Genomic DNA, 22,094 nt, shown 5'->3' with positions numbered 1-22,094 from the left:
CCATGCGGCTGGTGGCCAGCGACGTCGACGGCACCATCATGGGCCACGACGGCGTCATCACCACTCGCACGCGGAACGCCTTCGCCGCGGTGCGGGAGGCGGGGGTCCAGGTCGTCTTCGTGACGGGCCGGCCGCCGCGCTGGCTGGGGCCGCTGGCCGAGCAGCTCGGTCATGACGGGCCGGTGATCTGCTCCAATGGCGCCATGATCTGGGATATGGCGGGCGGCGAACTCCTGAGCGCCGATGCTCTGACACGCGAGGATGTGCTGCGGATCCAGGGGATCATCCGTGAACTCCACCCCGAGGCCGGGTTCGCGGCCGAGTGTGTCAACGGCCTGCAGCTGGAGGAGGACTTCCGCCGGGCGCACGCCGGATCCCGGCCCGCCGAACAGCTCTGCGCTCCCCTGGAGGAGAGCCTCGGCGTGGAGGACCGGGTGGTGAAATTCCTGGCGGTGTCGCCCGTGCTGAGCTCCGAGGAGTTCCATGCGCTCGTGGTCGAGGCGGTGGGTCCGCTGGCCCATGTGACCCACTCGGACCCTCGGTTCTCCCTCCTGGAGATCTCCGCGCCCGGCATCACGAAGGCCCACACGCTCGAGCGGTATGCGGCCTCCCTCGGGATCGACGCCTCCGAGGTGGTCGCGTTCGGTGACATGCCCAATGACGTGCAGATGCTCTCCTGGGCCGGCGAGGGTTACGCGATGACCGGCGGACACCCGGAGGCGCTCGCGTCGACCTCCTTCCGGGCGCCGTCCCTGGCCGACGACGGCGTGGCACAGGTTCTCGAGTCGAAGCTGGGCGGGATCCGGGTCCGGACGGCCGGCGCCTCGGGAGATATGCCGATCACGGCATCCACGGGAGGAGAAGCATGACCACCAAGGAATACTTCGAGAATCCTCGCGGCCCCGGCAAACCGCTGGTCCTCGCCCACCGGGGCTACTGCCGTGGCGCCCTGGACGGGGTGCGGCTCGAGGGGCTGGAGAACACCCTCGAGTCCTTCCGCGCCGCCCAGGAACTCGGCGTCGCGCATCTCGAGACGGATGTCCGCCTGACCGCCGACGGCGAGATCATCTGCTTCCACGACCCCATCCTGGACCGCATCACGGACCGGACCGGCGCCGTTGAACGGCTGAGCTGGGAGGAGGTCCGCCAGGCCAAGGTCCGCGGCAGGGTGCCCGTGGCACGGCTGGCCGATGTGGTGGATCTCCTGCCCCAGGCGCGGTTCAACATCGACGTGAAGGACGCCGCCGCGGCCCGGCCGCTCGCCGCGCTGATCGAGGAAAAGAACCTGCAGGACCGCGTCTTGGTGGCTTCCTTCTCCGATGGCAGCCGCAAGGCCGTCACGAGCCGTGTGGCCTGGCCGGTCGCCGGGTCGGCGGGTCAGGCGACGACGGCGGCGTTCCTGCTCGGCCGCTTCCTGCCGGAGAAGATCGCCGCGGCCCTGGTGTCCGACGTGGACGCCTTCCAGGTGCCCGAGAACTTCGGCAAGATCCCGGTGGTCACTCAGGACTTCGTGGACCGCGCTCACGCGCTGGGCAAACAGGTCCACGTCTGGACCGTGAACGACGAGGTGGACATGCGCCGCCTGCTGGACCTCGGCGTCGACGGCATCGTCACGGACCGCCCGGATCTCGCGCTGCGCGTGGTGGACGAACGCTTCTGACACCCCCGGCATCGACTGCTCCACAGATGTCGTGTCTGAGCCCTTGAAGGGCCCCGAATGACATCCTGTGGAGCAGTCGATGAGGGGTGGGGTCACACTCCGGAAGGGGGTGGCTCAGGAGTAGACCGCGGCACTGCCGTAGAGCTCCCGGGTGAACGAGGAGATCACCGTGGAGTAGTTCCCGGCCCGCAGGTCGTAGGTGACGTACACCCCGTACCCGTCGGTCTTGGTGCGCTGGGCGAAGGACTTCATGGTGCTCGTGGACGTGTTGTTGAGGTCCACCGCCGCGGCGCCGAGCTTCGCGGGGCCCATGCCGTCGATGACCGGGGCGCTGTACGTGCCGTAGTACGGGTTCCAGGCGTAGTCCACCATGTCGCCCACGCGGAGGCCTCCGTAGGACAGGTGATCCGCGGCCGGACCGATGTTGTAGAAGGTGATGAGCTTGTCCGGCAGGCGCTTCCGGAGGGACTTCACCAGGTAGACGAAGGACCAGTCGTTCGGCTGGGACGTGCCGTTCTTGCCGTACTCGGCCCACTCGTCGTCGAAGTCGATGCCGTCCAGGCCGTAGCGCGTCACCGTGTCGGCGAGGCTCGCGGCGAACCGGTCCGCTGCGGCTTCGTCCGGGAAGTTGGCGAAGCCGGCGCCCTGGTGGTTGCCGAGCACCGACAGGATGACCTTGATGCCTTTCTGCTGGAGCGGCCGGATGGTGGTGGCCGCGTTGTCCAGCACCGCCTGGACCTGCGGGTTGCAGTAGAAGACGGCGTTGGTTCCGTCGTAATTGATGTTGGCGGCGAAGATCACTGCCAGGTCGAAGGCGTTGGCCCCGGAGCCGGCCAGGGTGTAGCGGCCGACGTTGCTGATGCTGTTGCTGTTGACCTCGATGTAGGCCACGCTCTTGATCCGTCCGGCCGTGGTGGCTCCGGTGGCAGCGCCGGCCGCCGTCGCGCCGCCGAGTCCGGCGGCCCCGAGGAGAGCAGCCCCGCCCAGGCCGCGCAGCAGTGCGCGGCGGGGGAAGGGGGAATTCTGGGGGGTGTTGCTGGGTGTCGTCATGGACAAGTCCTTAGGTCGATCCGGTAGGAAGGGTGATCCGTGAGGGATGAAGGGTCTTGCATCACTGGTCCCGGTCGACGTCGGCCGGGAACCCCAGTGGGAGAAACTCTTGATGACTAAACCGTTATAGTCAAGAGGTTGACCCGACTAAACCCTGCGATATAGCGGTTTAGTCGCGGCCTCGATAGCATCTGGGCATGGTCTCTCCCTCGGCCCCCTCGGGCCCGGAACGCACATACAACTCCCTCCCCGGCGTGGGGCTCGAGTCGCCCGCCGCCCGGGCCCTCCACGGTCAGGAACTGCCCGGATCCGGCCAGCCGCGCCGCAACCGGGAAGCTCCGGAACAGGCCGGATCGGAGTCGGTCCCGCCTCGCGAAATCGACGCCGGACCGCTGGCCGGTCACGTCGTCCGGGCGGGCGAGGAGCTCGTCTACGACTGGTTCCCGGAGGCTGGGCCGACCTTCGCCACGCGCTGGACCGCCACGGCCTTCGCCCTGGATCTGGAATTCGACGACGGCGGCACGCTCTCCGCGGTCCTGGCCCCGGACAGCGCGGGAGTCCCGATGCTGCCGTGCGCGCAGGGGGCGTCCCTGCGCCACGCGGTGGACCAGTGGAACCGCCAGGTGGTGCCCCTCGACGCGTTCGCGGGCCGCCGCATCCGCCGGGTCCTGTTCCGGCTCCTCGCGCCCGAGACCAGCACGGTCTGGCTCGATGGCCTGCGCCTCCGGACCCGCGACGAGCCGGGCGGTGAGCTCCTGGACCGCGTCCTCACCACGCGCGGCAGCCATTCAAGCGACCGCTTCTCCCGCGGCAACACCGCGCCGCTGGTGGGCCTCCCGCACGGCGGCGTCTTCGGCCTGCCCATGACGGACGCCTCCGCCGGGAACTGGCCTTACGCCTACCATGCCCACAACGTGCTCCCGGAGAACCGCCCGGCACTCCAGGCGTTCGCGACGTCCCATCTGCCGAGTCCGTGGATCGGCGACCGCGGGGACTTCGAGCTCATGCCGAGCCTCGACGCGGATCCCGATCCGGACCGCCGGGCCAGGGCCATGACCTTCAGCCACGCCGCCGAAGAGCCCCGCGCCCACGAATACCGCGTCACGTTCGACAACGGTCTGCGCGCCGCCATGACCGCGGGCGAGTTCGCGCTGGGCCTCCGCTTCGCCGCGGATACCCCCGTCCGCTCCCTGATCGTGGACCACCTGGGTGGCGCGCGGGACGTCGTGTTCCGCCAAGAGGAGGGGGCCTCCGTGCTGGAGCTGACCCTCGACGACGGCCCCGGCCGCCTCCCGCACCACGTCCACGTCCGCTTCCCGGCAGGTTCCACGGCGTTCCTCACGGGGGCCGCGGCGCCGGGTGCCGACACCGCGGTGGACGCCCCCGGCGCCGGAGGCCGGCTGGGAGGGCACGTGCGGCTCGCGGGGGAGGGCGCCGTCGTCGTCGAAGTGCTGGTGGGCCTCTCCACTGTCAGTGCGGAGCAGGCGGCGGAGAATCTCCGCGCGGCCGGGGACTACGACGCAATGCTCGCCGCGGCGGAGGCCGCCTGGCGGGAGTCGCTGGGCGTGCTTGCGGTGGAGGGCGTGTCGGCGGAGCAGGAACGCGCGCTGTTCTCGGACCTGTACCGCCTGTTCCTGTACCCGAACCGGCATGACGAGCAGACCTCCGACGGACGCCGGATCTATCGCAGTCCCGTGGACGGCCAGGTGCGGCCCGGCGTCTTCGGCGCGAACAACGGCTTCTGGGATACCTATCGGACGTGCTGGCCGCTGCTCGGGCTGCTCTCGCCGGACCGGGCCGCTCTCTTGGCGGACAGCTTCGTGCAGCACTTCCGGGACTCCGGGTGGACGAGCCGGTGGAGCGCGCCAGGACCGGTGGACTCGATGACCGGGACCACGACGGACACGGTGTTCGCAGACCTCGTGACCTCCGGTGTGACCGGCTGGGACGTGGCGGCCGCCTACGAATCCGCCCTGGTCAACGCCACGGTTCCCGCGCCACGGCCGGAGGTCGGGCGCAAGGGCCTGAGCGACGGCCGGTTCCGCGGGTTCATCTCCACGGACGTCCACGAGGGCCTCTCCTGGACGCTCGACAACGCCATCAACGACTGGGGCGCCGCCGTCCTCGCCGGGTGGCTGGCGGAACAGGAGGACGACGGACCGCGTCGCGACCGCCTGGTCACGGAGGCCGAGTACTTCGCGCGCCGCGCGCTGGGATACCGGAACGTCTTCCATCGCGAGCTCGGATTCTTCCTCGGCAGGACGCCCGACGGCGCGTGGCGCCTGTCCGAGGCCGCCTATGACCCCGATGTGTGGGGCTTCGACTACACCGAGACGAACGGCTGGGGCACGGCGTTCACCGCACCGCACGACGGGGCCGGTCTCGCGGAGCTGCACGGCGGCGAGGACGGGCTCAGCGTCGCGCTCGACGCCTTCTTCGCCCGCCCGGAGACGGCCGCGGAGGAGCTGTGCGGATCCTACGGCTTCGTGATCCACGAGCAGACCGAGGCCCGCGACGTCCGGATGGGCATGCTGGGGCTGTCCAATCAGCCGGCGCACCACATCCCGTACATGTACTGCTTCGCCGGGCGGCACGACGCCGCGCACCGCGTCGTCACCGCCGCGCGGGACCGGCTCTTCAGCGGTTCCGAGATCGGCCAGGGCTTCCCGGGCGACGAGGACAACGGCGAGATGTCCGGCTGGCATCTGCTCGCCAGCCTGGGGCTGTACCCGCTCGTGCAGGGATCGGGACGGCTGATCCTGACACCGCCGCTCGCCCCGAGGGCGGTGCTGCGCCCGCTGGGCGGGGCGGAGCTGGTCATCACGGCGGAAGGCGCCGGAAAGCCGTACATCGAATCGGTTCGTTTCAACGGGCAGCCCTGGGAACGGATCGACATCCCGCGCAGCCTGCTGGCGGGCGGGGGTCGGCTCGAGTTCGTCCTCTCCGACGTGCCGCGTGGCTGGGCGGCGGACTCCCGGCCGTGGTCCCTGAGTGGCGAGACGCCGCATGACCTCCTCGGCGCCGCGGTGCCCGGTCTGGTGCTGCCGGACCAGCCGTGGCGGGACCTCCTGGCCGTGGCGGAGGGCACCGTCACGGACGACCGTGGCGCCCGGGCGGTGGACCTCGCCGCCGGGGAGACGGTGTTCGCCCCGCTCACGGCCGCATCCGGGCTGCCCGGGCTCTACACGGTGACCCTCGACCAGCCTCAGGAGGCCTCCTGGCGGCTGGAGGCCCTCGACGTCGCGGGCGAATGGCACCTCCTGGACCACCGCGAGGACGAGTTCTTCCAGCGGTCCGGGCAGCTCCGCCCCTTCCGCCCGCACGACGACGGCGCCGGCCGGGCCGCGCTCTTCAACGCCGTGCGCTTCACGGCGCTGAGTCCGCTGCGGCTCGTGCAGCTGGAGGTCCTGGCGTAGGGGGTGCCGGAGCCGGGAACCCGCCGAATCCGCTGCCCAGGGCGTGAGTCCGCTGCATCGTGGAGCGGACTCACGCCTCCGAGAGCGGACTCAGCGCAGGCCCGGCCCGCCCGCCCCGTCCGAGCGTCTTGGGCGTCCCGTGGAACCCGCTGGTCCCGCCGGCTCCGGCATCGTGGACTTCCCCGCATGCTGCTCAAAGATGATCTGGGTCTCCGTCCGGCCGAGGTCCGGGTCGGAGCCGAGGTGGAGCTTGATGAAATCCCGGAGCGCGGGCACGCTCTCGCAGGCGATGTGGAGCACGAAATCGTGGTCCCCGCCGATCAGGTAGACGCGCTGAACCCCCGGGATCGACCGGAGGCGGTTTGCGACGACCGGCAGCCGGTTGCGGACCGTGCTGTGCACACTGACGAAGATCATCGCCTCGACGCCGGTCCCGACCGCCTCGGGGTCGATGTCGGCGTGGTAGCCGCGGATGACGCCCGCTTCTTCGAGGGCCCGCACGCGGCCGTGGCACGTGGACCGCGGAAGTCCCACGCGGGCGGCGAGCTCCTTGTTGGACAGCCGCCCGTCTCTTCTGAGTTCAGCGAGGATCCTGCGATCGGCCGCGGAGAGCTGAATTCGGTTCACGGAACCGCCTTTCATCAGAGCAGGGATTCGACGATGAAACGCCTCATGGAATGAATTCTGAATTCTGTCCGAAATTCTAGAAGTGATTCCGGAAGATCGCGAGAATTGATACGTACATGATGAATCCGAGATCCACGGCGGACGTGGGTCGCACCAGAATTCTCACCAGGAATGTATTGGCAGTGGGGCATGAGTGGAGCGGCGAGATCACCCGGGAGGACTGTGAGCGGGCGGACCGCGGGGACTCGATGGCGTCTTTCCGTGACGAGTTCGACCTGCCGGACGGGCTGATCTATCTCGACGGCAATTCGCTGGGCGTCCTGCCGCGGGGCGCCGCCGACCGCTGTTCCGCCGTGCTGAAGGACGAATGGGGCACCGATCTCATCGGCAGCTGGAACAAGAACCACTGGTTCGGCCTTCCCGCCCGGATCGGGGAGAAGATCGGCCGTCTGATCGGCGGAGGGGACGGCGGCTGCGTCGCCACCGACACCACCTCGGTGAACCTCTACAAGGTGCTCGGGGCGGCGCTCAGGCTGCAGGCGGAGGATGCGCCCGGACGGCGGGTCATCGTGTCCGAGCGGGAGAACTTCCCCACGGACCTGTACATCGTCTCGGGGCTCATCGACATCCTGGACAAGGGCTACGAACTCCGGCTGATCGACGGGCCGGACGATCTGGACGGTGCGCTGGGAGCCGACGTCGCCGTCGTGCTCCTCACGCAGGTCAATTACCGGAGCGGCGCGCTCTGGGACATGCGCGCGACGACGGCGCGCATCCACGCGGCGGGCGCGCTCGCGGTATGGGATCTGTGCCATTCGGCGGGCGCCCTCCCGCTCTCCGTGGCGGACTCCGGCGCCGACTTCGCGGTCGGATGCACCTACAAGTACCTCAACGGAGGGCCCGGTTCGCCCGCGTTCCTGTGGGTCGCCGCGCGGCACCTGGCCCGGGCGGAGTCGCCGTTGACCGGCTGGTGGGGTCATGCGGAGCCGTTCACGATGGCCCCGGAATATGCGCCGGCGGCCGGCATCGACCGCTTCCTGGTGGGTACCCAGCCGATCCTGTCCCTGGCGACGATGGAGGTCGGCGTCGACCTGGCGCTCCGTGTCGACCAGGAGGAACTGCGCCGCAAGTCGCTGGCGCTCACGTCGCTCTTCATCGACCTGGTCGAACAGCGGCTCCCCGGACATCCGCTGGTCCTGATCACCCCGCGGGAGGAGGAACGGCGCGGAAGCCACGTCTCGTTCCGGCACCCCGAAGGCTACGCCGTCATGAAGGCGCTGATCGCCCAGGGGGTGGTGGGGGACTACCGCGAACCCGAGGTGCTGCGCTTCGGGATCACCCCGTTGTACCTGCGCCACGTGGACATCTGGGATGCGGTGGAGGTCCTGCGCCGGGTCCTGGACGAGGAACTGTGGAGGTCGCCGGAGTTCCAGCTGCGGGATGCGGTGACCTGAGGGCCCGGCGTTCGGCGCAGGCCCTAGCCGTACACCGTGAGGTTCGGGTATTCGCTGTCGTCCGGTTCGGAGGGGAGCTGGTATCCGAGGCGATTGCGCAGTCCCGGAGTCTTGGCCTCGAGGACCACCCGCACCCACACCAGTGCGACGCCGAGGGCGGCCCACAGCACGGCCAGGACCGCCGCCCCGCTCAGCTCACCGCCGCCCAGCACCCATCCTCCGGCCAGCACCGCGCCGACGGTCCAGAGGCGCAGGGCGGCGTCACCGGCGTCGAGGACCTGGGCGGTCGCCGTGCGGGTGATCCGCCGCTGCCGCGGATTCGCGCTCTCCGGTGCCGCGGTGCGGATCGCCCCGAACGCCCGGGCCAGGTCGAGGCCGCTGGTGACGGCGCTCAGCACGAGTCCGACGGCGACGATCAGCCCGCCGGCCAGGGCGATCCCGCCGATCACCTGCTCGACAGGCTCCTCGAAACTGACCTTGTCCGCGTACAGCCCGGGCTGGTGCAGGTAGACGCCGGCGAACACGAGCACCGCCCCGATCACCGTCAGCGAGCCACCCGCCTGCTGGAACCAGTCGTGCGCGGTCCAGGCCCGGCGAGCCCGCCGGCGCTGTTCTTTCGTGGTGATGCGGACCGCCGGTCCGCGATCTCCCAGGGCACTCTTCGGCAGGGCCGGCGCCATCTCCCGAGCCCAGCGCCGATTCCTCGCCACGAGCACGAAGCACGCCACGGTGCACAGCACGACGACGGCGAGCAGCGCCGCGGACGCGACGGCCCAGCCGGTGAAGGCGCTGCGGTGGTCCGGGTCGTCGAGGCGTCCGGCCTCGCCCGCCGCCAGGACGACGCAGGGAATCAGCGCCAGCACGGCCAGGGAACCCAGGCCGACGGCGCTCCACACGGCGGGGGAGTAGGGGTCCGAGACCTGGCCCCGGACCGCCAGGGCGCCCGGGAATCCGGGGTCGCGGGGGTCCAGCCCGGCATAGAGGCGGCCCTTGGCGAGGCGCTCCGGGACCAGTGCCACCCCGTACAGCAGGATGAGAGCGGCGATCCCGATCGAGCTCACCGCGAGGATGCCGAGGGCGCGTGAATCCATTCCCGAGCCCCGAACGGTCAGGCTCGCGACCAGCATCGCGAGAAGGAGAAGGCCCAGCGCCACCGCGCACCCCGCGATCCCGGCGCGCAGCACGGCGAGCACGGCGTCCGCCGCGACGAGGGAGCGGGTCGGCAGGGCTTCCTGGTGCCTGGACATGATGCCTCCCGGTTCGTGAGCGAGGTGAGCAGTGCCGGCCGCAGGCCGCGGCACACCCCCAAACTACCGCGTGGTCTCTCCTGTCCGAACGCTTCCGGACCTGCCGGGGCTCGGGGGGCCGGCCGGGCTCAGAAGAGGGTGAGTGTGGCTCGGGGGTACTCCGACCCCGCCGGGGTGCCCGCCGCCGTCGCGGTCCAGGCCCTGGACAGCCCCACCGCGCCATGCTTGACTGCAGTCAACCCTGGGGATGACCCGTCGCGGATGGCGAGGCACTCCGGACCGGGGCGGGCCCTGCACGCGACTCCGCTCGACGGCGACGATCGGGAAGGCGGCGGAACCGCATGACAGGGGGATCCGCGCGCCGATGAGCTCCCTGTTCCGAACCTCCAGCGCCGTCCTTGTCCGGGCTTTTCCCCTGATCCTCTCGGGCCTGGTTCCCCAGCTGACGAGCCTGGTGGTGCTCACCATCAGCCACGCGGCCGGCACTCCGTCGGTCACCGCACTGCTGGGGCTCACGTCGTCCCTCACCGGACTCGCCTTCGTGGCGACCGTGGGGGTCTCCATCTGCACCGTGCGGGATCTGGTGCGAGCTCGGAAGCAGTCCGCGGCGGCGGCATCCGGCGATCCTGAGGCGGCCCGTGTGGCTCTGTCGAAGGCCTTGCAGTCCAATTGGCGTATCGCCAATTCGTTCGCGGTGTTCAGCCTCCTGCTGTCCGCGGTCTTCATCCTCATCTACTCCCGCAGCATCCCGGAGGAGCATTCCTGGATCGTCTGGAGCTACTTCCTCTCCCAGTCGCTGTCCTTGCTGGTCACCCCCTACTTCGCGGTGATGAACGGCGCCTACCAGTTCGTGGATCGGAGCCGCGAGAACCTCTTCTCCTCAGCGGCCGTGGGGTTCTGTTCGGTCGGTGCTGCGGCACTCTGTTTCCAGCTCTCCGGATCACCGTCCACGGCATTGATGGCCTTCGGGCTGTCCCAGTCCTTCATCAGTGTGGCCGTCCTCCTGATCCGTCTGACGCGACTGTCCCGGAAATTCGGAGTCGTTCCCTGGGACCTGCGCTTCGACTTCTCCGCCGGACGGATCCTCGAACGCCTGGCCGGCGCGATCGACGGCGCCGTGTTCATGACGGTCTTCCTCCTGGTCCAGATGATCGCGACGTCGATCTCGGTGCAGACGGGCGCCGAGATCGCGCTGGCGGTCGGGGTCGCCCGCATGGTGGTGGTTCCCTTGAAGCAGGTGGGGCTCACCTACGGGCGGATGCGGATCTCGGGGCTGGTCCCGGCCGACGACGGGAAGGCCGCCTCCCTGGGCGTGCTCGCCGTCTCGACGTGGGCCATCGTGGTTCCGATCTGTCTGGTGATCGTCGCCGTCGGCCTGCTGGGCCGGCCCGTCGCGGGCAGCTGGGCCCTGTCACTCCTGATCGTGGCGCAGTTTCTCGTGGAACCCTTCGCGGGCGTCCTCTACGGCGCACTGAAGATGACGGCCGGTCCGAAAGCCGGGCTGGTGGGACTCTTCGTCTCGTACGGACTCGTCGCCTCGGCAGGGCTGGTCTTCCTGCGGCAGACGGCCGGCGAAGCGGTGCAGTTCTGGGCGCTGCTCCTGGCGGTGCGGGTGCTGTTCGCGTTGCTGACAACTCGCGCGTGGGTGCGCTTCCGCCCCGCCGTGGAGCCGGTGGCGGTTCGCTGAACTCGCTAGGGAAGGGCCGAACTCGCTACCCGGGACAGCGAAGTCGGCTCCTTCTTAGCGAGTTGAGCCGGGTTCCGTGCCCTCCACAGCGAGTTCAGCGCCGCAAATCAACCTCTACGACGACGTCGGCGCCGGCCCCGAGCTCTCGCGGATGCTCAGGCGCGGCTGGGCTCCCTCGATGCTGGGCACGGGGGTCTCGGCGGCGATGTGCTCCAGCAGCGTCTTGACGGCGAGGGTCCCGAAGGCCACGGTGTCGCGGGTCAGCGAGGTGATGGGCGGATTGCCGAGCTGCACCAGGAGCGAATCCTCGAAGGACACGATCGAGAGCTCGTCCGGCACCCGGAACCCGAGCCCCTGGGCCGCGCGGAGGCTGGCCATCGCCATGACGTCCGTGTCGTACATGACGGCGGTGGGCCGCGCGGACCGGGCCAGCAGCTCCCGGGTGACCCGGGCGGCGTCGTCGGCCTCATAACCGCTGATCACGCTCTGCGAGGCATCCAGTCCCAGCGCCTCGGCGCTCGCGGAGAACTCCTGGCGGCGGAGCTGGGTGTGCTCGAGCTCCTCGGGCCCGGCCACGTATGCGATCCGGCGGTGCCCCAGCCCGTGCAGGTACCGGACCAGGGTGTCCGTGGCGGCGCGGTCGTCGGCCCAGACCGCCGGGATGGCCGCCGTCTGGGAGGGGTGACCCGCGACCTGCACCGCGGGCAGTCCGAGGTGTTCCAGGACCTCGAGCCGGGGGTCGTCCACACGGGGATCCACCATGATCACGCCGTCCACGATCCGGGACTGCCACCATTCCCGGTACGCCTCCATCTCCTCCTCGACGCTGCCCACCACCATCATGTGGAGGGCGGTGTGGCTGCCGCTGAGGCCCAGCTGCATCCCGGAGAGCAGCTGGGGGAAGAACGTCTCCGTGCCGAGGATACGGGCGGAGCGGTTCAGGACGAATCCGATGGCCCCGGCCTGCGACTGGCCGAGCGCGCGAGCGGCCCGATTGGGCTTCCAGTTCAGCTCATCGGCGATGGCCTGGACCCGCGTCCGGGTCTCCTCGCTGACGCCGGGCCGCCCGTTGAGCGCGAACGAGACGGCGCCCTTCGAGACGCCCGCGCGGGCTGCGATTTCGCTGATCGTGGCGCGCTTCGGGTGGTTCATAGCAAGGATCATACGCCGTCGGGAGGTCTTGACTATATCGGTTTAGTTTGGAAGTCTGGCTTCACTTCAGTGACGGGGAGACGTGCGACACAGTGGACGCGCCAGGGACCCCCCAGCCTTGCAACAAAGGAGTCGCACGATGCACCAGAAGAAGACCACGAAGAAGCTGATGGCGGGAGCCGCCCTCCTGCTCTCGGCCGCGCTCGGCATGACGGCCTGTTCGGGCGGAAGCCAGGGCTCCGACCAGCAGAGCGATGCCATCGAAGGCGAGATCACGCTCCAGACCTGGTCCCTGACCCCCAAGTTCAGCGACTACCTGAACAAGGTGATCGCGGACTTCGAGAAGGCCAACCCCAAGGCCAAGGTCAAGCTCCTCGACCAGCCCGGTGACGGCTACTCGGAGAAGGTCCTCAGCCAGGCCGCCTCCAACTCCCTCCCGGACGTCGTCAACCTCCCGAACGACTTCGCCTACCCGCTGGCCCAGCAGGGCGTGCTGCAGGACCTCTCCCAGGGTGACGACCTCTCCAAGAGCTACGTCCAGGGAGCGCTCGACGCGTACAAGTTCCCGGGCATCGACGGCACCTACGCCTACCCCTGGTACCTCCAGACCGATGTGAACTACTGGAACACGGACCAGCTCTCCCAGTGCGGACTGGATCCGGCCAAGCTGCCCTCCAGCCGTGACGAGCTGTTCACCCAGGCCAAGACCATGCACGACAAGTGCCCGGACAAGTTCCTCATCAGCACCCTGCCCGGCCTGAACGCCCTCACGGCCACCGGCCAGAAGGTCATCAACGACGACGGCGCCCAGTTCACCTTCGCCACGGACGACTCCGCCAAGGTGATCGACAAGTACCGCGACGCCTACAAGGCCGGCTACATGCCGCCGTCGATCCTCAACAACAACTACCAGGGCAACGCCAAGCTGTTCACCCAGCAGAAGGTCGCCTGGACCACGGCCGGCTCGTCCGGCGCGCTCGACTTCGTGCGGGACAACCCCAGCCTGAAGGGCAAGTTCACCGAGAACAAGGCGCTCGACACCCCGCCGCTCTACCCGCAGGGTCTCTCCGTCTCCGCCAAGAGCAAGCACCTGGCCACCGCCAAGGCGTTCGCCAAGTTCATGACCAACGCGGAGAACCAGAACGCGTTCGCCAAGCTCACCAACACCTTCCCGTCCTCCACCGGCTCCTCCGAGGACCCGTTCTACTCCAAGGAGGACGGCACCGAGGCCGGCAAGGCCCGCGTCCTGGCGTTCAACAGCCTCAAGGAAGGCAAGGTCCTGAACCCGGTGCAGTGGAACTCCGCCATGGACGACTACTTCAAGCAGCAGGTGGCCCTCGCCGTGAAGGGCGACATCTCCGGCAAGGAAGCCCTGCAGAAGGCTCAGGACAAGGCGAATCAGCTGCTCAAGCAGCAGAAGTGAGCCGTTCCTGAGCGGGTGGGCCGCCGGTCCCGGCGGCCCACCCCGTTCGACAGCTGAAAGGAGACGTCCATGGCGTCGACCACCATCACGCGCCCGGTGAAAAGCCCGGCGAAACCCCCGGTGGGCACCCGGGTCCGCACCAACAAGTGGTTCACCCCGTGGATCCTCGTGGCGCCGGCGCTGCTCTGGCTCCTGGTGTTCAACGTCTGGCCGTCCCTGAACACCATCCGCATGGCGTTCACCAACGCCAAGCCGCTGGGCGGCAAGGAACGCTACGTCGGCGTTCAGAACTTCCAGCAGATCCTCGAAGACGACCAGGTCATGAACGCGCTGCTCAACAGCGTGGTCTACATGGTCATCTGCGTGCCGCTGCTGACCCTGCTCCCGCTCCTCCTCGCGATCCTCGTGGAGAAGCCGCTCAAGGGCATCGCCTTCTTCCGCACCGCGTTCTACACGCCCGTGATCGCCTCCGCCGTCGTGGTCGGTCTCATGTGGAGCTGGCTGCTCGACTCGCGCGGCGCCGTCAACAACCTGGCGCAGGCCCTCCACGTGGTCACCGAGCCGATCCCGTTCCTCACCGACCGCTGGCTCGTCATCATCTCCGCCATCAGCCTGACCGTCTGGAAGGGCCTGGGCTACTACATGATCGTGTACCTTGCGGCCCTCGGGAACGTCGGCAAGGAACTGCACGAAGCCGCCGCGATCGACGGCGCGGGCGCGGTCCGCCGCTTCTGGAGCGTCACCGTCCCGGGCGTCCGAGGAGCCATGGGCCTGGTCGCCGTGCTCGTGGCCATCAGCGCGCTGCGGGTCTTCTCCGAAGTCTTCATCCTCACGGGCGGCAAGGGCGGACCGGGCGGTGAGGACCTCACCATGGTCATGCTCATCCAGCAGTACGCCCGCGGCTTCACGGGCAACCTCGGCTACGCGTCGGCCCTGAGCATCCTGCTCTTCCTGCTGACGCTGATCCCCATGCTGGTCCTGGCCCGCCTGAACTCCAAGGGGGACAAATGAGCGCCACTGAACTGCGGCCCTCCGCACCGGACGACGCACTGGAAGGCGCGACGCCGCCGGCCCGCCGCCGTCGTTCCCGCACCTTCGGCGAGCCCTCCGCCGCCGAGAAATTCTGGCGCTACGCGGCGCTGATCTTCGTCCTGTTCGTGACGGTCGGGCCCTTCCTGTGGCAGCTGTCGACGTCCTTGCGCAGCAGCACGGAGGACATCTACACGGAGAACCTCAGCCTCCTCCCGCAGCAGCCCACGCTCGGCAACTATGTCCGGGTGTTCCAGGCGATCGACGTGTGGCGGTACATCGGCAACTCGCTCTTCGTGGCCGCGGTGGCCGTGGTGGGCAACGTGGTCTTCTCCACGGCCGCCGGCTACGCGCTGGCCCGCCTGTCCTTCCGCTTCAAGAAGTGGGTCCTGGGCCTGTTCATGATCACGCTCATCCTGCCGGCCGAAGCCACGATCATCTCCCAGTACGTCACCGTGCGGGACCTGGGCCTCGCGGACACGCTGCTCGGTGTGGCGCTGCCCGGCATGGTCAGCGTGCTGAACGTGCTCCTGATGTTCAACGCCTTCCGCCAGCTCCCCACGGAGATCGAGGAGGCGGCCGTGGTGGACGGCGCCAACGCCTGGCAGCGGCTCATCCGGGTGGCGCTGCCGTCCGTCTACGGCACCATCGCCGTCGTGGCGATCTTCTCGTTCATCGGCGCCTGGGATGATTTCCTCTGGCCGCTGATCGTTCTCACCACCCCCGAGAACTTCACGCTCACCATCGGGCTGCAGTACCTCTCCGGCACCTTCACCAATGACATGCGGCTCATCGCGGCCGGCACCATGATCGCCTTCATCCCCATCGCCGTGGTCTTCGGCGTCCTGCAGAGATTCTTCTTCAAGGGCGTCGAAGAGGGCGGCGTCAAGGGCTGAGACCATTCATCAACGATTTCAGGAGGACAATTCCGTGCGATTCGGGGTCAACTACACACCGGCGTCGGGGTGGTTCCACTCCTGGCAGCATCTCCGGGAGGAGGACGTGCGCCGGGACCTGGGGCAGATCGCCACGCTCGGCGTGGACCACATCCGCATCTTCCCGCTCTGGCCCGTGGTGCAGCCGAACAGGAGCCTGATCAGCCAGACCGCTCTCGATGACGTGATGACGGTGGTGGACATCGCCGCGGAGTTCGGCCTGGACGTGAACCTGGACGTGCTCCAGGGGCACCTCTCCAGCTATGACTTCCTGCCGGCGTGGATCACCACCTGGCACCGGCGGAACCTGTTCACGGACCCGGACGTGGTGCGGGCCGAGGCGGATCTCGCGGCCGAGTTCGCCCGCCGCCTCGAGGGACGTCCCAACATCATGGGCATCACCCTGGGCAACGAGCTCAATCAGTTCGCCCCGCCCATCCACCCGGACGCCCATCCCGTGACCCCGGAACAGGCGTCGGCCTGGCTGGAGACCCTCGTGGCGGGCGCCCGCGCGCACGGGAACCCCTTCGTCACGAATGCCATGTACGACGCGTCCTGGTACGACGACCGTCAGCCCTTCGAGCCCCGCCACGCCGTGGAGTTCGGCGACGCCACCGTCGTGCACTCGTGGGTCTTCAACGGCGCCGCCCAGACCTTCGGGCCCCTCCACGACGGCTCCGTCCGCCACGCCGAATACCTTCTGCGGCTCGCCGCCGCGTGGCACCAGGACGCGACACGCCCCGTGTGGCTCCAGGAGGTCGGCGCCCCTACGACGGTGATCCCGCGCGAATCCGCCCCGGACTTCCTGGAGGCCACCATCCGCCACGCGGCCACCGTGCCCGGCCTGATGGGGGTGACCTGGTGGTGCTCGCATGACGTGTCGCGGGCGCTCGCCGACTTCCCGGAGGTCGAGTACGACCTGGGTCTGTTCACCCACGACGGCGAGCTGAAGCCCACGGGGGAGCGCTTCGCCGCGCTCGTGGCCGAGTTCCGGGCTTCCGGGGCGGCCGCGGGCGGAGCGGGCGGTGCCGTGGCCGCCGGCGAGCCCTCCGGCGTCGCGCTGGTCCTCGACGACACCGCCGAAGGCTACCGCGCGAGTTGCGCACCCGGCGGGGCGTTCCACCGGGCCTGGCTGGACGCCGCCGCGGTCTCCGGACAGGGCCCGCAGGTCCTCCTGGCCTCCCGCGGCCAGGACCCCGCCGCGCTCGCCGCCCGGGGCATCATCACGGTCCTGGAGAGCGACGCATCCGCTCCCGGGGCAATTACCGCAAATCGCTAGCGAAACCCCGGAAAGCGCTGCTAGTCTCGCCCTTTGCGAGCCGTTGACCTACCAAGCCACCTGACACCAGACGTGAGGACACGAGCACATCCATGCATGACGACATCAACCTGACCACCGGACGGGTCAAGCGGGTTCTGGCCGAACGGCTGTATCCCGCCGTCTACGAGGAGAGCGTGGCGCTGGACGTCGCCTGGCACGAACTGCCGGGTGAGCCGATCGCCCCCGCCGAGGGCCTGGCCCTCGACTACTCGCCGTACCAGGTGGGCACCCCGTGGGGCGCCGCCTGGGGCACCACCTGGTTCCGTCTGCAGGGCCGGATCCCCGAGGCCTGGTCCGGGCGCCGGGTCGAGATGGTGGTGGACCTCGGCTTCGATGTGAACATGACGGGCTTCCAGTGTGAAGGCCTGGTCTACACGCCGGAGGGCGAGCCGCTGAAGTCGCTCAACCCGCGCAATCAGTGGGTCCTGGTGGCCGACGAGGCGCAGGGCGGGGAATCCGTGGAGCTCTTCATCGAGGCCGCGTCCAACCCGGTCCTGCTCGACTACCACCCCTTCCTTCCCACGCAGGAGGGCGACATCCGCACCTCCTCGCCGAAGAAGCTCTACACGACGCGCCGCATGGACCTGGCCGTGTTCAACCGCGAGGTGCACGAACTGTGCCTTGACCTGGAGGTCCTGTTCGAACTCCAGGCCGAGCTGCCGGAGTCCTCGCCGCGCCGGATGCGCATCCTCCAGGGCCTGGACGACGCCCTGGACCGGGTCGACCTCCAGCGCATCGCCGAGACCGCGGGGGACGCCCGCGAGGTCCTCGCGCCGCTGCTCGAGCGTCCCGCCGAGGCCAGCGCCCACCACGTCTCCGCCATCGGCCACGCCCACATCGACTCCGCCTGGCTCTGGCCGCTGCGCGAGACCATCCGCAAGGTGGCCCGCACCAGCTCCTCCATGACCGAGTTGATCGGCCAGGACCCGGACTTCCGGTACGGCATGTCCAGCGCGCAGCAGTACAAGTGGCTCAAGGTCCACCGCCCCGAGGTGTACGCCAAGGTCAAGGCCGCCGTCGCCGAGGGCCGTTTCGTGCCGCTGGGCGGCATGTGGGTCGAGTCGGACACGGTCATGCCCAGCGGCGAGGCCCTGTCCCGCCAGTTCCTGTACGGCCAGTCGTTCTTCCGGGACGAGTTCGGCGCGGCCTGCCGCGGGGTGTGGCTGCCGGACAGCTTCGGCTACTCGCCGGCCCTGCCGCAGCTCATGCGCCGTGCCGGTTTCGAGTGGTTCTTCACTCAGAAGATCTCCTGGAACCAGGTCAACAAGTTCCCGCACCACACGTTCAACTGGGAAGGCATCGACGGCTCCAGGGTCTTCAGTCACTTCCCGCCCATGGACACCTACAACGCGCAGCTCTCCGGCGAGGAGATGGCCCGCGCCAGCCGCCAGTTCCGTGAGGCCCGCGTCGCCTCCGGGTCGATCGCACCGGTCGGCTGGGGTGACGGCGGTGGCGGCACCACCCGCGAGATGACCGGCAAGGCCCGGCGTCTCGCGGATCTGGAAGGCAGTGCCACGGTCCGCTGGGAGAACCCGGACGACTACTTCGAGCGCGCCCGCCAGGAGCTCCCGAAGCCTCCGGTCTGGGTCGGTGAGCTGTACCTGGAACTCCACCGGGCCACCCTCACGAGCCAGCACAAGACCAAGCAGGGCAACCGCCGCGTGGAGCACCTGCTCGTGGAGGCCGAACTGTGGAGCGCTACGGCCGCGGCCCGCACCGGCTATGCGTACCCCTACGACGAGCTGAACGCGCTGTGGGAGGACCTCCTGCTGCACCAGTTCCACGACATCCTGCCCGGCACCTCCATCGCGTGGGTGCACCGCGAGGCCGTCGAGACCTACCGCCGTCTCACGGAGGAGGCCGAGGCCCTGATCGGCCGCGCGCTGGACGCCCTGGCCGGCGACGGCGACGTGCAGCTCACGTTCAATGCCGCGCCGTTCGGGCGCTCCGGCGTGCCCGCGCTGGGCGCCGCCGAGGCCGCCCCGCGGGGCGCGGAGCCGGTCACCGTGAGCGAGGAGGCGCGCGGCGTCGTGCTCCGCAACGGACTGGTGGAGGTCGTCATCAGCCGCGAAGGCCACATCGTCTCCGCGGTGGACCTGGCCAGCGGCCGGGACGCGATCCCCGCGGGCGCCGAGGCGAACGTGCTCCAGCTGCACCAGGACTTCCCGAACATGTGGGACGCCTGGGATGTGGACCGGTACTACCGCAACCGCGTGACCGAGCTGCGCTCGCTGACGTCGTTCTCCGTGGAGGGCGACGAGGACGAGGCGCGGGTGGTGATCGAGCGCGAGTTCTCCGGGTCCCGGGTCCGTCAGGTGCTCCGCCTGGCCGCGGATGCCCGGACTCTGCGCATCGACCAGGAGACCGACTGGCACGAGGCCGAGAAGTTCCTCAAGGTGTCCTTCCCGCTGGACGTCCGCGCGGAGCACACGGCCGCGGAGACGCAGTTCGGCTTCAACAAGCGCGTCACGCACACCAACACGAGCTGGGAGGCGGCGAAGTTCGAGACCTCCATGCACCGCTTCGTGCTGGCGGAGGAGCCCGGCTTCGGCGCGGCCCTGGTGACCGAGTCCAGCTACGGCTTCGACATGACCCGCGACGCCGACGACGACGCCGGAGTGACCACCACCCTCCGCCTCTCCCTCCTCCGGGCCCCGCGGTTCCCGGATCCGGAGACCGATCAGGGCGTGCACCAGCACTCGTACGGTCTCGTGATCGGAGCGGACGCCCTGGTCGCGACCCGTGAGGGCATCCACCTGAACAGCCCGGTCCGTGCGCGGTCCGGCGCCGCCCCGGTCGAGTCCCTCGTGCGGGTCGACGGCGACGGCGTGCTCGTCTCCTCGGTGAAGCTCGCCCACGACCGTTCCGGCGACCTGGTGGTCCGCGTCTACGAGCCTCAGGGCCGCCGCGCGAACGCCGTGCTGCACGTCGACCCGGCGTTCGGCGCCGGCCGCGAGGTCAGCCTGATCGAGGACGAGCTCCCGGACGCCCCGGCCCTGGAGGCTGCCGGCGCCGGCTCGGCCGGCGAGGCTGAGGGCGCGACGGCGGAGGCCGGCGTCGCGCTGTCCCTGTCGCCGTTCTCGGTCCGCACGTTCCGCTTCAGCCCGGTGCGGTCGGGCTAGGCAGGTCCAGGCGGGTTCCCGGCCCGCGGCGTCCTTCGTGAAACCGTGAGTTTCCGTCGAAACAGTGTGTTTAACGCGCGGTTTCGACGGAAACTCGCGGTTTCGGCGTTTCCGGGGCCGCCACGCCCACCGACGCCCGCCCCGCCGCCCGCCACGCCTCCGGATTGTTCAACAAACCCTTGCCGGATTGTTGAACAAAGTTCTATGATGTGAGTCACGTGGTCCCGTGACGGGCGCCACGGACAGCTCTCCCGGACCGGTCGGTCCCCGTGGAATGGACTCGCATGCTCGTACTCATCGGGGTGCTGCTGGTGATCATCGGATTCGCCGTTCGCCTCAACCCCCTCATCGTCGTCACCGTCGCCGGGATCGTCACCGCGCTCCTGGGCGGTATGAACCCCTTGCAGATCCTGGAGGCCTTCGGTTCCGGCTTCGCCAGCAGCCGTTCCGTCACGGTCTTCGCGGCCGTGCTGCCGGTCATCGGCATCATCGAATACTTCGGGCTCCAGGAACAGGCCAAGAATCTGATCTCCAAGCTCGCCCGCCTCACGGCCGGCCGCGTCCTCCTGGCGTACCTGGCCATCCGCCAGGTGACCGCCGCCGTCGGGCTGACGAGCATCGGCGGGCACGCGCAGGCCGTCCGGCCGCTCGTCTACCCGATGGCCGAGGGCGCCGCGATGCGCCGCTACGGCACGGTTCCGGAGAAGCTCAAGGAACGCATCAAGGGCCACTCCGCCGCGGCGGACAACGTCGGCGTCTTCTTCGGCGAGGACGTCTTCGTGGCCGTCGGGTCGATCCTGCTGATCACCACCTTCGTGGACACCACGTACCACCTGCAGCTCGAACCGCTCGAACTCGCGCTCTGGGCCATCCCGACCGCGATCGCCGCCTTCCTCATCCACGGCTTCCGGCTCCTCCGCCTGGACCGTCAGCTGGACCGCGAATACGCCCGTCTCACCGGGAAGACCGTCACCGTCGAGGCCGGGAGCGCCGCATGATCAACGTCGAAGCCGTCTACTGGTTCATCGGAGCCCTGTTCATCGCCTGGGCCTCCCTCATCGCGCGGGACACCGGCCACCGGCACCGCATCGGCAGCTCGCTCTTCTGGGGCATCCTCGGGCTCTGCTTCTTCTACGGCACGTGGGTCCAGGCCGGGAAGGCTCCCGCGTGGATCCTGGGCGTGGCGGTCCTGGTGCTCGTGGGACTCGCCTCCAGCGGCCAGCTCTCGGACGGCAAGGCGAAGTCGTCCACCCCCGCCGAGCGCGTCGCCTATGCCGCCCGTTTCGGGAACAAGCTGTTCATCCCGGCCCTCCTGCTTCCGGTGGTGACCGTTGCCCTCGTGCTCGCGGCGCCGGTCCTCGTCATCGGGGGCACGCCGATCCTGGATCCCAAGAACACCACCCTCGTGGCACTGACCATCGGCGCGATCGTGGCCGCGGCCGCCGCCGTCGTGATCCTGAAGCCCCGCAACAAGCTCGCGCCGCTGCTGGAGAGCCGCCGGATCCTGGAGTCCATCGGCTGGGCGGCGCTCCTGCCGCAGATGCTCTCGACCCTCGGCATCCTGTTCACCAAGGCGGGCGTCGGGACGGCGGTCGGAACCCTCACGGCATCCATCCTCCCGAAGGGGTCGCTGCTGGCCGCTGTGACGGTGTATTGCGTGGGCATGTTCCTGTTCACGGTGCTGATGGGCAACGGCTTCGCGGCCTTCCCGATCATGACCGCGGCGATCGGCTGGCCCGTCCTGATCCAGCAGTTCCACGGCAATCCGGCGATCGTCTTCGCCATCGGCATGCTCGCGGGCTTCTGCGGCACGCTGTGCACCCCCATGGCGGCGAACTTCAACCTGGTCCCGGCCGCGCTCCTCGAGATGAAGAACCGCTACGGTGTGATCACGGCGCAGATCGGCACCGCTCTGCCGTTGCTGGTGGTCAACATCGGCCTCATGTACTTCCTGGCGTTCTAGAAAGGCAC

At 69.3% G+C, this 22,094-nt stretch carries 16 protein-coding genes; 12 read left to right on the top strand and 4 right to left on the bottom strand.

The features are described 5' to 3' along the window. The first annotated feature begins 2 nt into the window (after positions 1–2). Complete coding sequence (locus tag BLV63_RS02130) at positions 3–869, top strand: HAD family hydrolase (protein WP_066213446.1); 867 nt, start codon at positions 3–5, stop codon at positions 867–869. Then, entirely contained in the window at positions 866–1,660 is a 795-nt protein-coding gene (locus tag BLV63_RS02125) for a glycerophosphodiester phosphodiesterase family protein (protein WP_074783940.1), read from the top strand. Before BLV63_RS02130 ends, BLV63_RS02125 begins: the two co-directional genes overlap by 4 nt. A 114-nt stretch (positions 1,661–1,774) precedes the next feature. Here the strand turns inward: BLV63_RS02125 and BLV63_RS02120 are convergent, their stop codons facing one another. Then, positions 1,775–2,710: an endo-beta-N-acetylglucosaminidase H gene (locus BLV63_RS02120; protein ID WP_082724110.1), complete on the bottom strand. Its 936-nt coding sequence runs from the start codon at positions 2,708–2,710 to the stop codon at positions 1,775–1,777. A gap of 197 nt (positions 2,711–2,907) precedes the next feature. Between BLV63_RS02120 and BLV63_RS02115 the strand changes: the two genes are divergently transcribed. Then, a complete protein-coding gene (locus BLV63_RS02115; protein WP_083369897.1) occupies positions 2,908–6,126 on the top strand; it encodes a GH92 family glycosyl hydrolase in 3,219 nt (1,072 codons plus the stop codon). A 90-nt stretch (positions 6,127–6,216) separates the two neighbouring features. Here the strand turns inward: BLV63_RS02115 and BLV63_RS02110 are convergent, their stop codons facing one another. Beyond that, the gene (locus tag BLV63_RS02110; RefSeq protein ID WP_169795513.1) at positions 6,217–6,753 is read right to left on the bottom strand and encodes an Lrp/AsnC family transcriptional regulator; all 537 of its coding nucleotides are present in this window, start codon (positions 6,751–6,753) and stop codon (positions 6,217–6,219) included. A 182-nt stretch (positions 6,754–6,935) separates the two neighbouring features. Between BLV63_RS02110 and kynU the strand changes: the two genes are divergently transcribed. After that, positions 6,936–8,207, top strand: a complete 1,272-nt coding sequence (gene kynU / locus BLV63_RS02105; protein WP_254780579.1) for a kynureninase — start codon at positions 6,936–6,938, stop codon at positions 8,205–8,207. Between the two features lie 23 nt (positions 8,208–8,230). On the opposite strand, the gene BLV63_RS02100 is transcribed toward kynU, so the two are convergent. After that, the gene (locus BLV63_RS02100; protein ID WP_066213437.1) at positions 8,231–9,454 is read right to left on the bottom strand and encodes a hypothetical protein; all 1,224 of its coding nucleotides are present in this window, start codon (positions 9,452–9,454) and stop codon (positions 8,231–8,233) included. 364 nt (positions 9,455–9,818) lie between these two features. Here BLV63_RS02100 and BLV63_RS02095 point away from each other — a divergent pair, with 364 nt between their 5' ends. Next, complete coding sequence (locus tag BLV63_RS02095; RefSeq protein WP_066213434.1) at positions 9,819–11,141, top strand: hypothetical protein; 1,323 nt, start codon at positions 9,819–9,821, stop codon at positions 11,139–11,141. Between the two features lie 114 nt (positions 11,142–11,255). Here the strand turns inward: BLV63_RS02095 and BLV63_RS02090 are convergent, their stop codons facing one another. Next, positions 11,256–12,293, bottom strand: coding sequence for a LacI family DNA-binding transcriptional regulator (locus tag BLV63_RS02090; protein ID WP_066213431.1), 1,038 nt, complete (start codon positions 12,291–12,293; stop codon positions 11,256–11,258). 139 nt (positions 12,294–12,432) lie between these two features. Here BLV63_RS02090 and BLV63_RS02085 point away from each other — a divergent pair, with 139 nt between their 5' ends. The 7 genes from BLV63_RS02085 (at position 12,433) to BLV63_RS02055 (ending at position 22,086) form a co-directional block, all read left to right on the top strand. Next, positions 12,433–13,716, top strand: coding sequence for an ABC transporter substrate-binding protein (locus BLV63_RS02085; protein WP_066213428.1), 1,284 nt, complete (start codon positions 12,433–12,435; stop codon positions 13,714–13,716). 69 nt (positions 13,717–13,785) lie between these two features. After that, a complete protein-coding gene (locus BLV63_RS02080) occupies positions 13,786–14,727 on the top strand; it encodes a carbohydrate ABC transporter permease (RefSeq protein ID WP_082724109.1) in 942 nt (313 codons plus the stop codon). After that, a complete protein-coding gene (locus tag BLV63_RS02075) occupies positions 14,724–15,641 on the top strand; it encodes a carbohydrate ABC transporter permease (RefSeq protein WP_066213425.1) in 918 nt (305 codons plus the stop codon). The genes BLV63_RS02080 and BLV63_RS02075 overlap by 4 nt, the downstream gene beginning before the upstream one ends. A gap of 34 nt (positions 15,642–15,675) precedes the next feature. After that, a complete protein-coding gene (locus BLV63_RS02070) occupies positions 15,676–16,959 on the top strand; it encodes a glycoside hydrolase 5 family protein (protein WP_174521264.1) in 1,284 nt (427 codons plus the stop codon). Positions 16,960–17,051: 92 nt separating this feature from the next. Continuing rightward, positions 17,052–20,123, top strand: a complete 3,072-nt coding sequence (locus tag BLV63_RS02065; protein ID WP_066213420.1) for an alpha-mannosidase — start codon at positions 17,052–17,054, stop codon at positions 20,121–20,123. A gap of 284 nt (positions 20,124–20,407) precedes the next feature. Continuing rightward, the gene (locus BLV63_RS02060) at positions 20,408–21,121 is read left to right on the top strand and encodes a DUF969 domain-containing protein (protein ID WP_066213417.1); all 714 of its coding nucleotides are present in this window, start codon (positions 20,408–20,410) and stop codon (positions 21,119–21,121) included. Beyond that, a complete protein-coding gene (locus BLV63_RS02055) occupies positions 21,118–22,086 on the top strand; it encodes a DUF979 domain-containing protein (RefSeq protein WP_066213414.1) in 969 nt (322 codons plus the stop codon). The genes BLV63_RS02060 and BLV63_RS02055 overlap by 4 nt, the downstream gene beginning before the upstream one ends. Positions 22,087–22,094 lie beyond the last annotated feature (8 nt).

It is taken from the genome of Arthrobacter woluwensis, assembly GCF_900105345.1.
Classification (GTDB): Bacteria; Actinomycetota; Actinomycetes; order Actinomycetales; family Micrococcaceae; genus Arthrobacter_E; species Arthrobacter_E woluwensis.
This window is presented reverse-complemented; position numbering and strand designations above follow the sequence as displayed.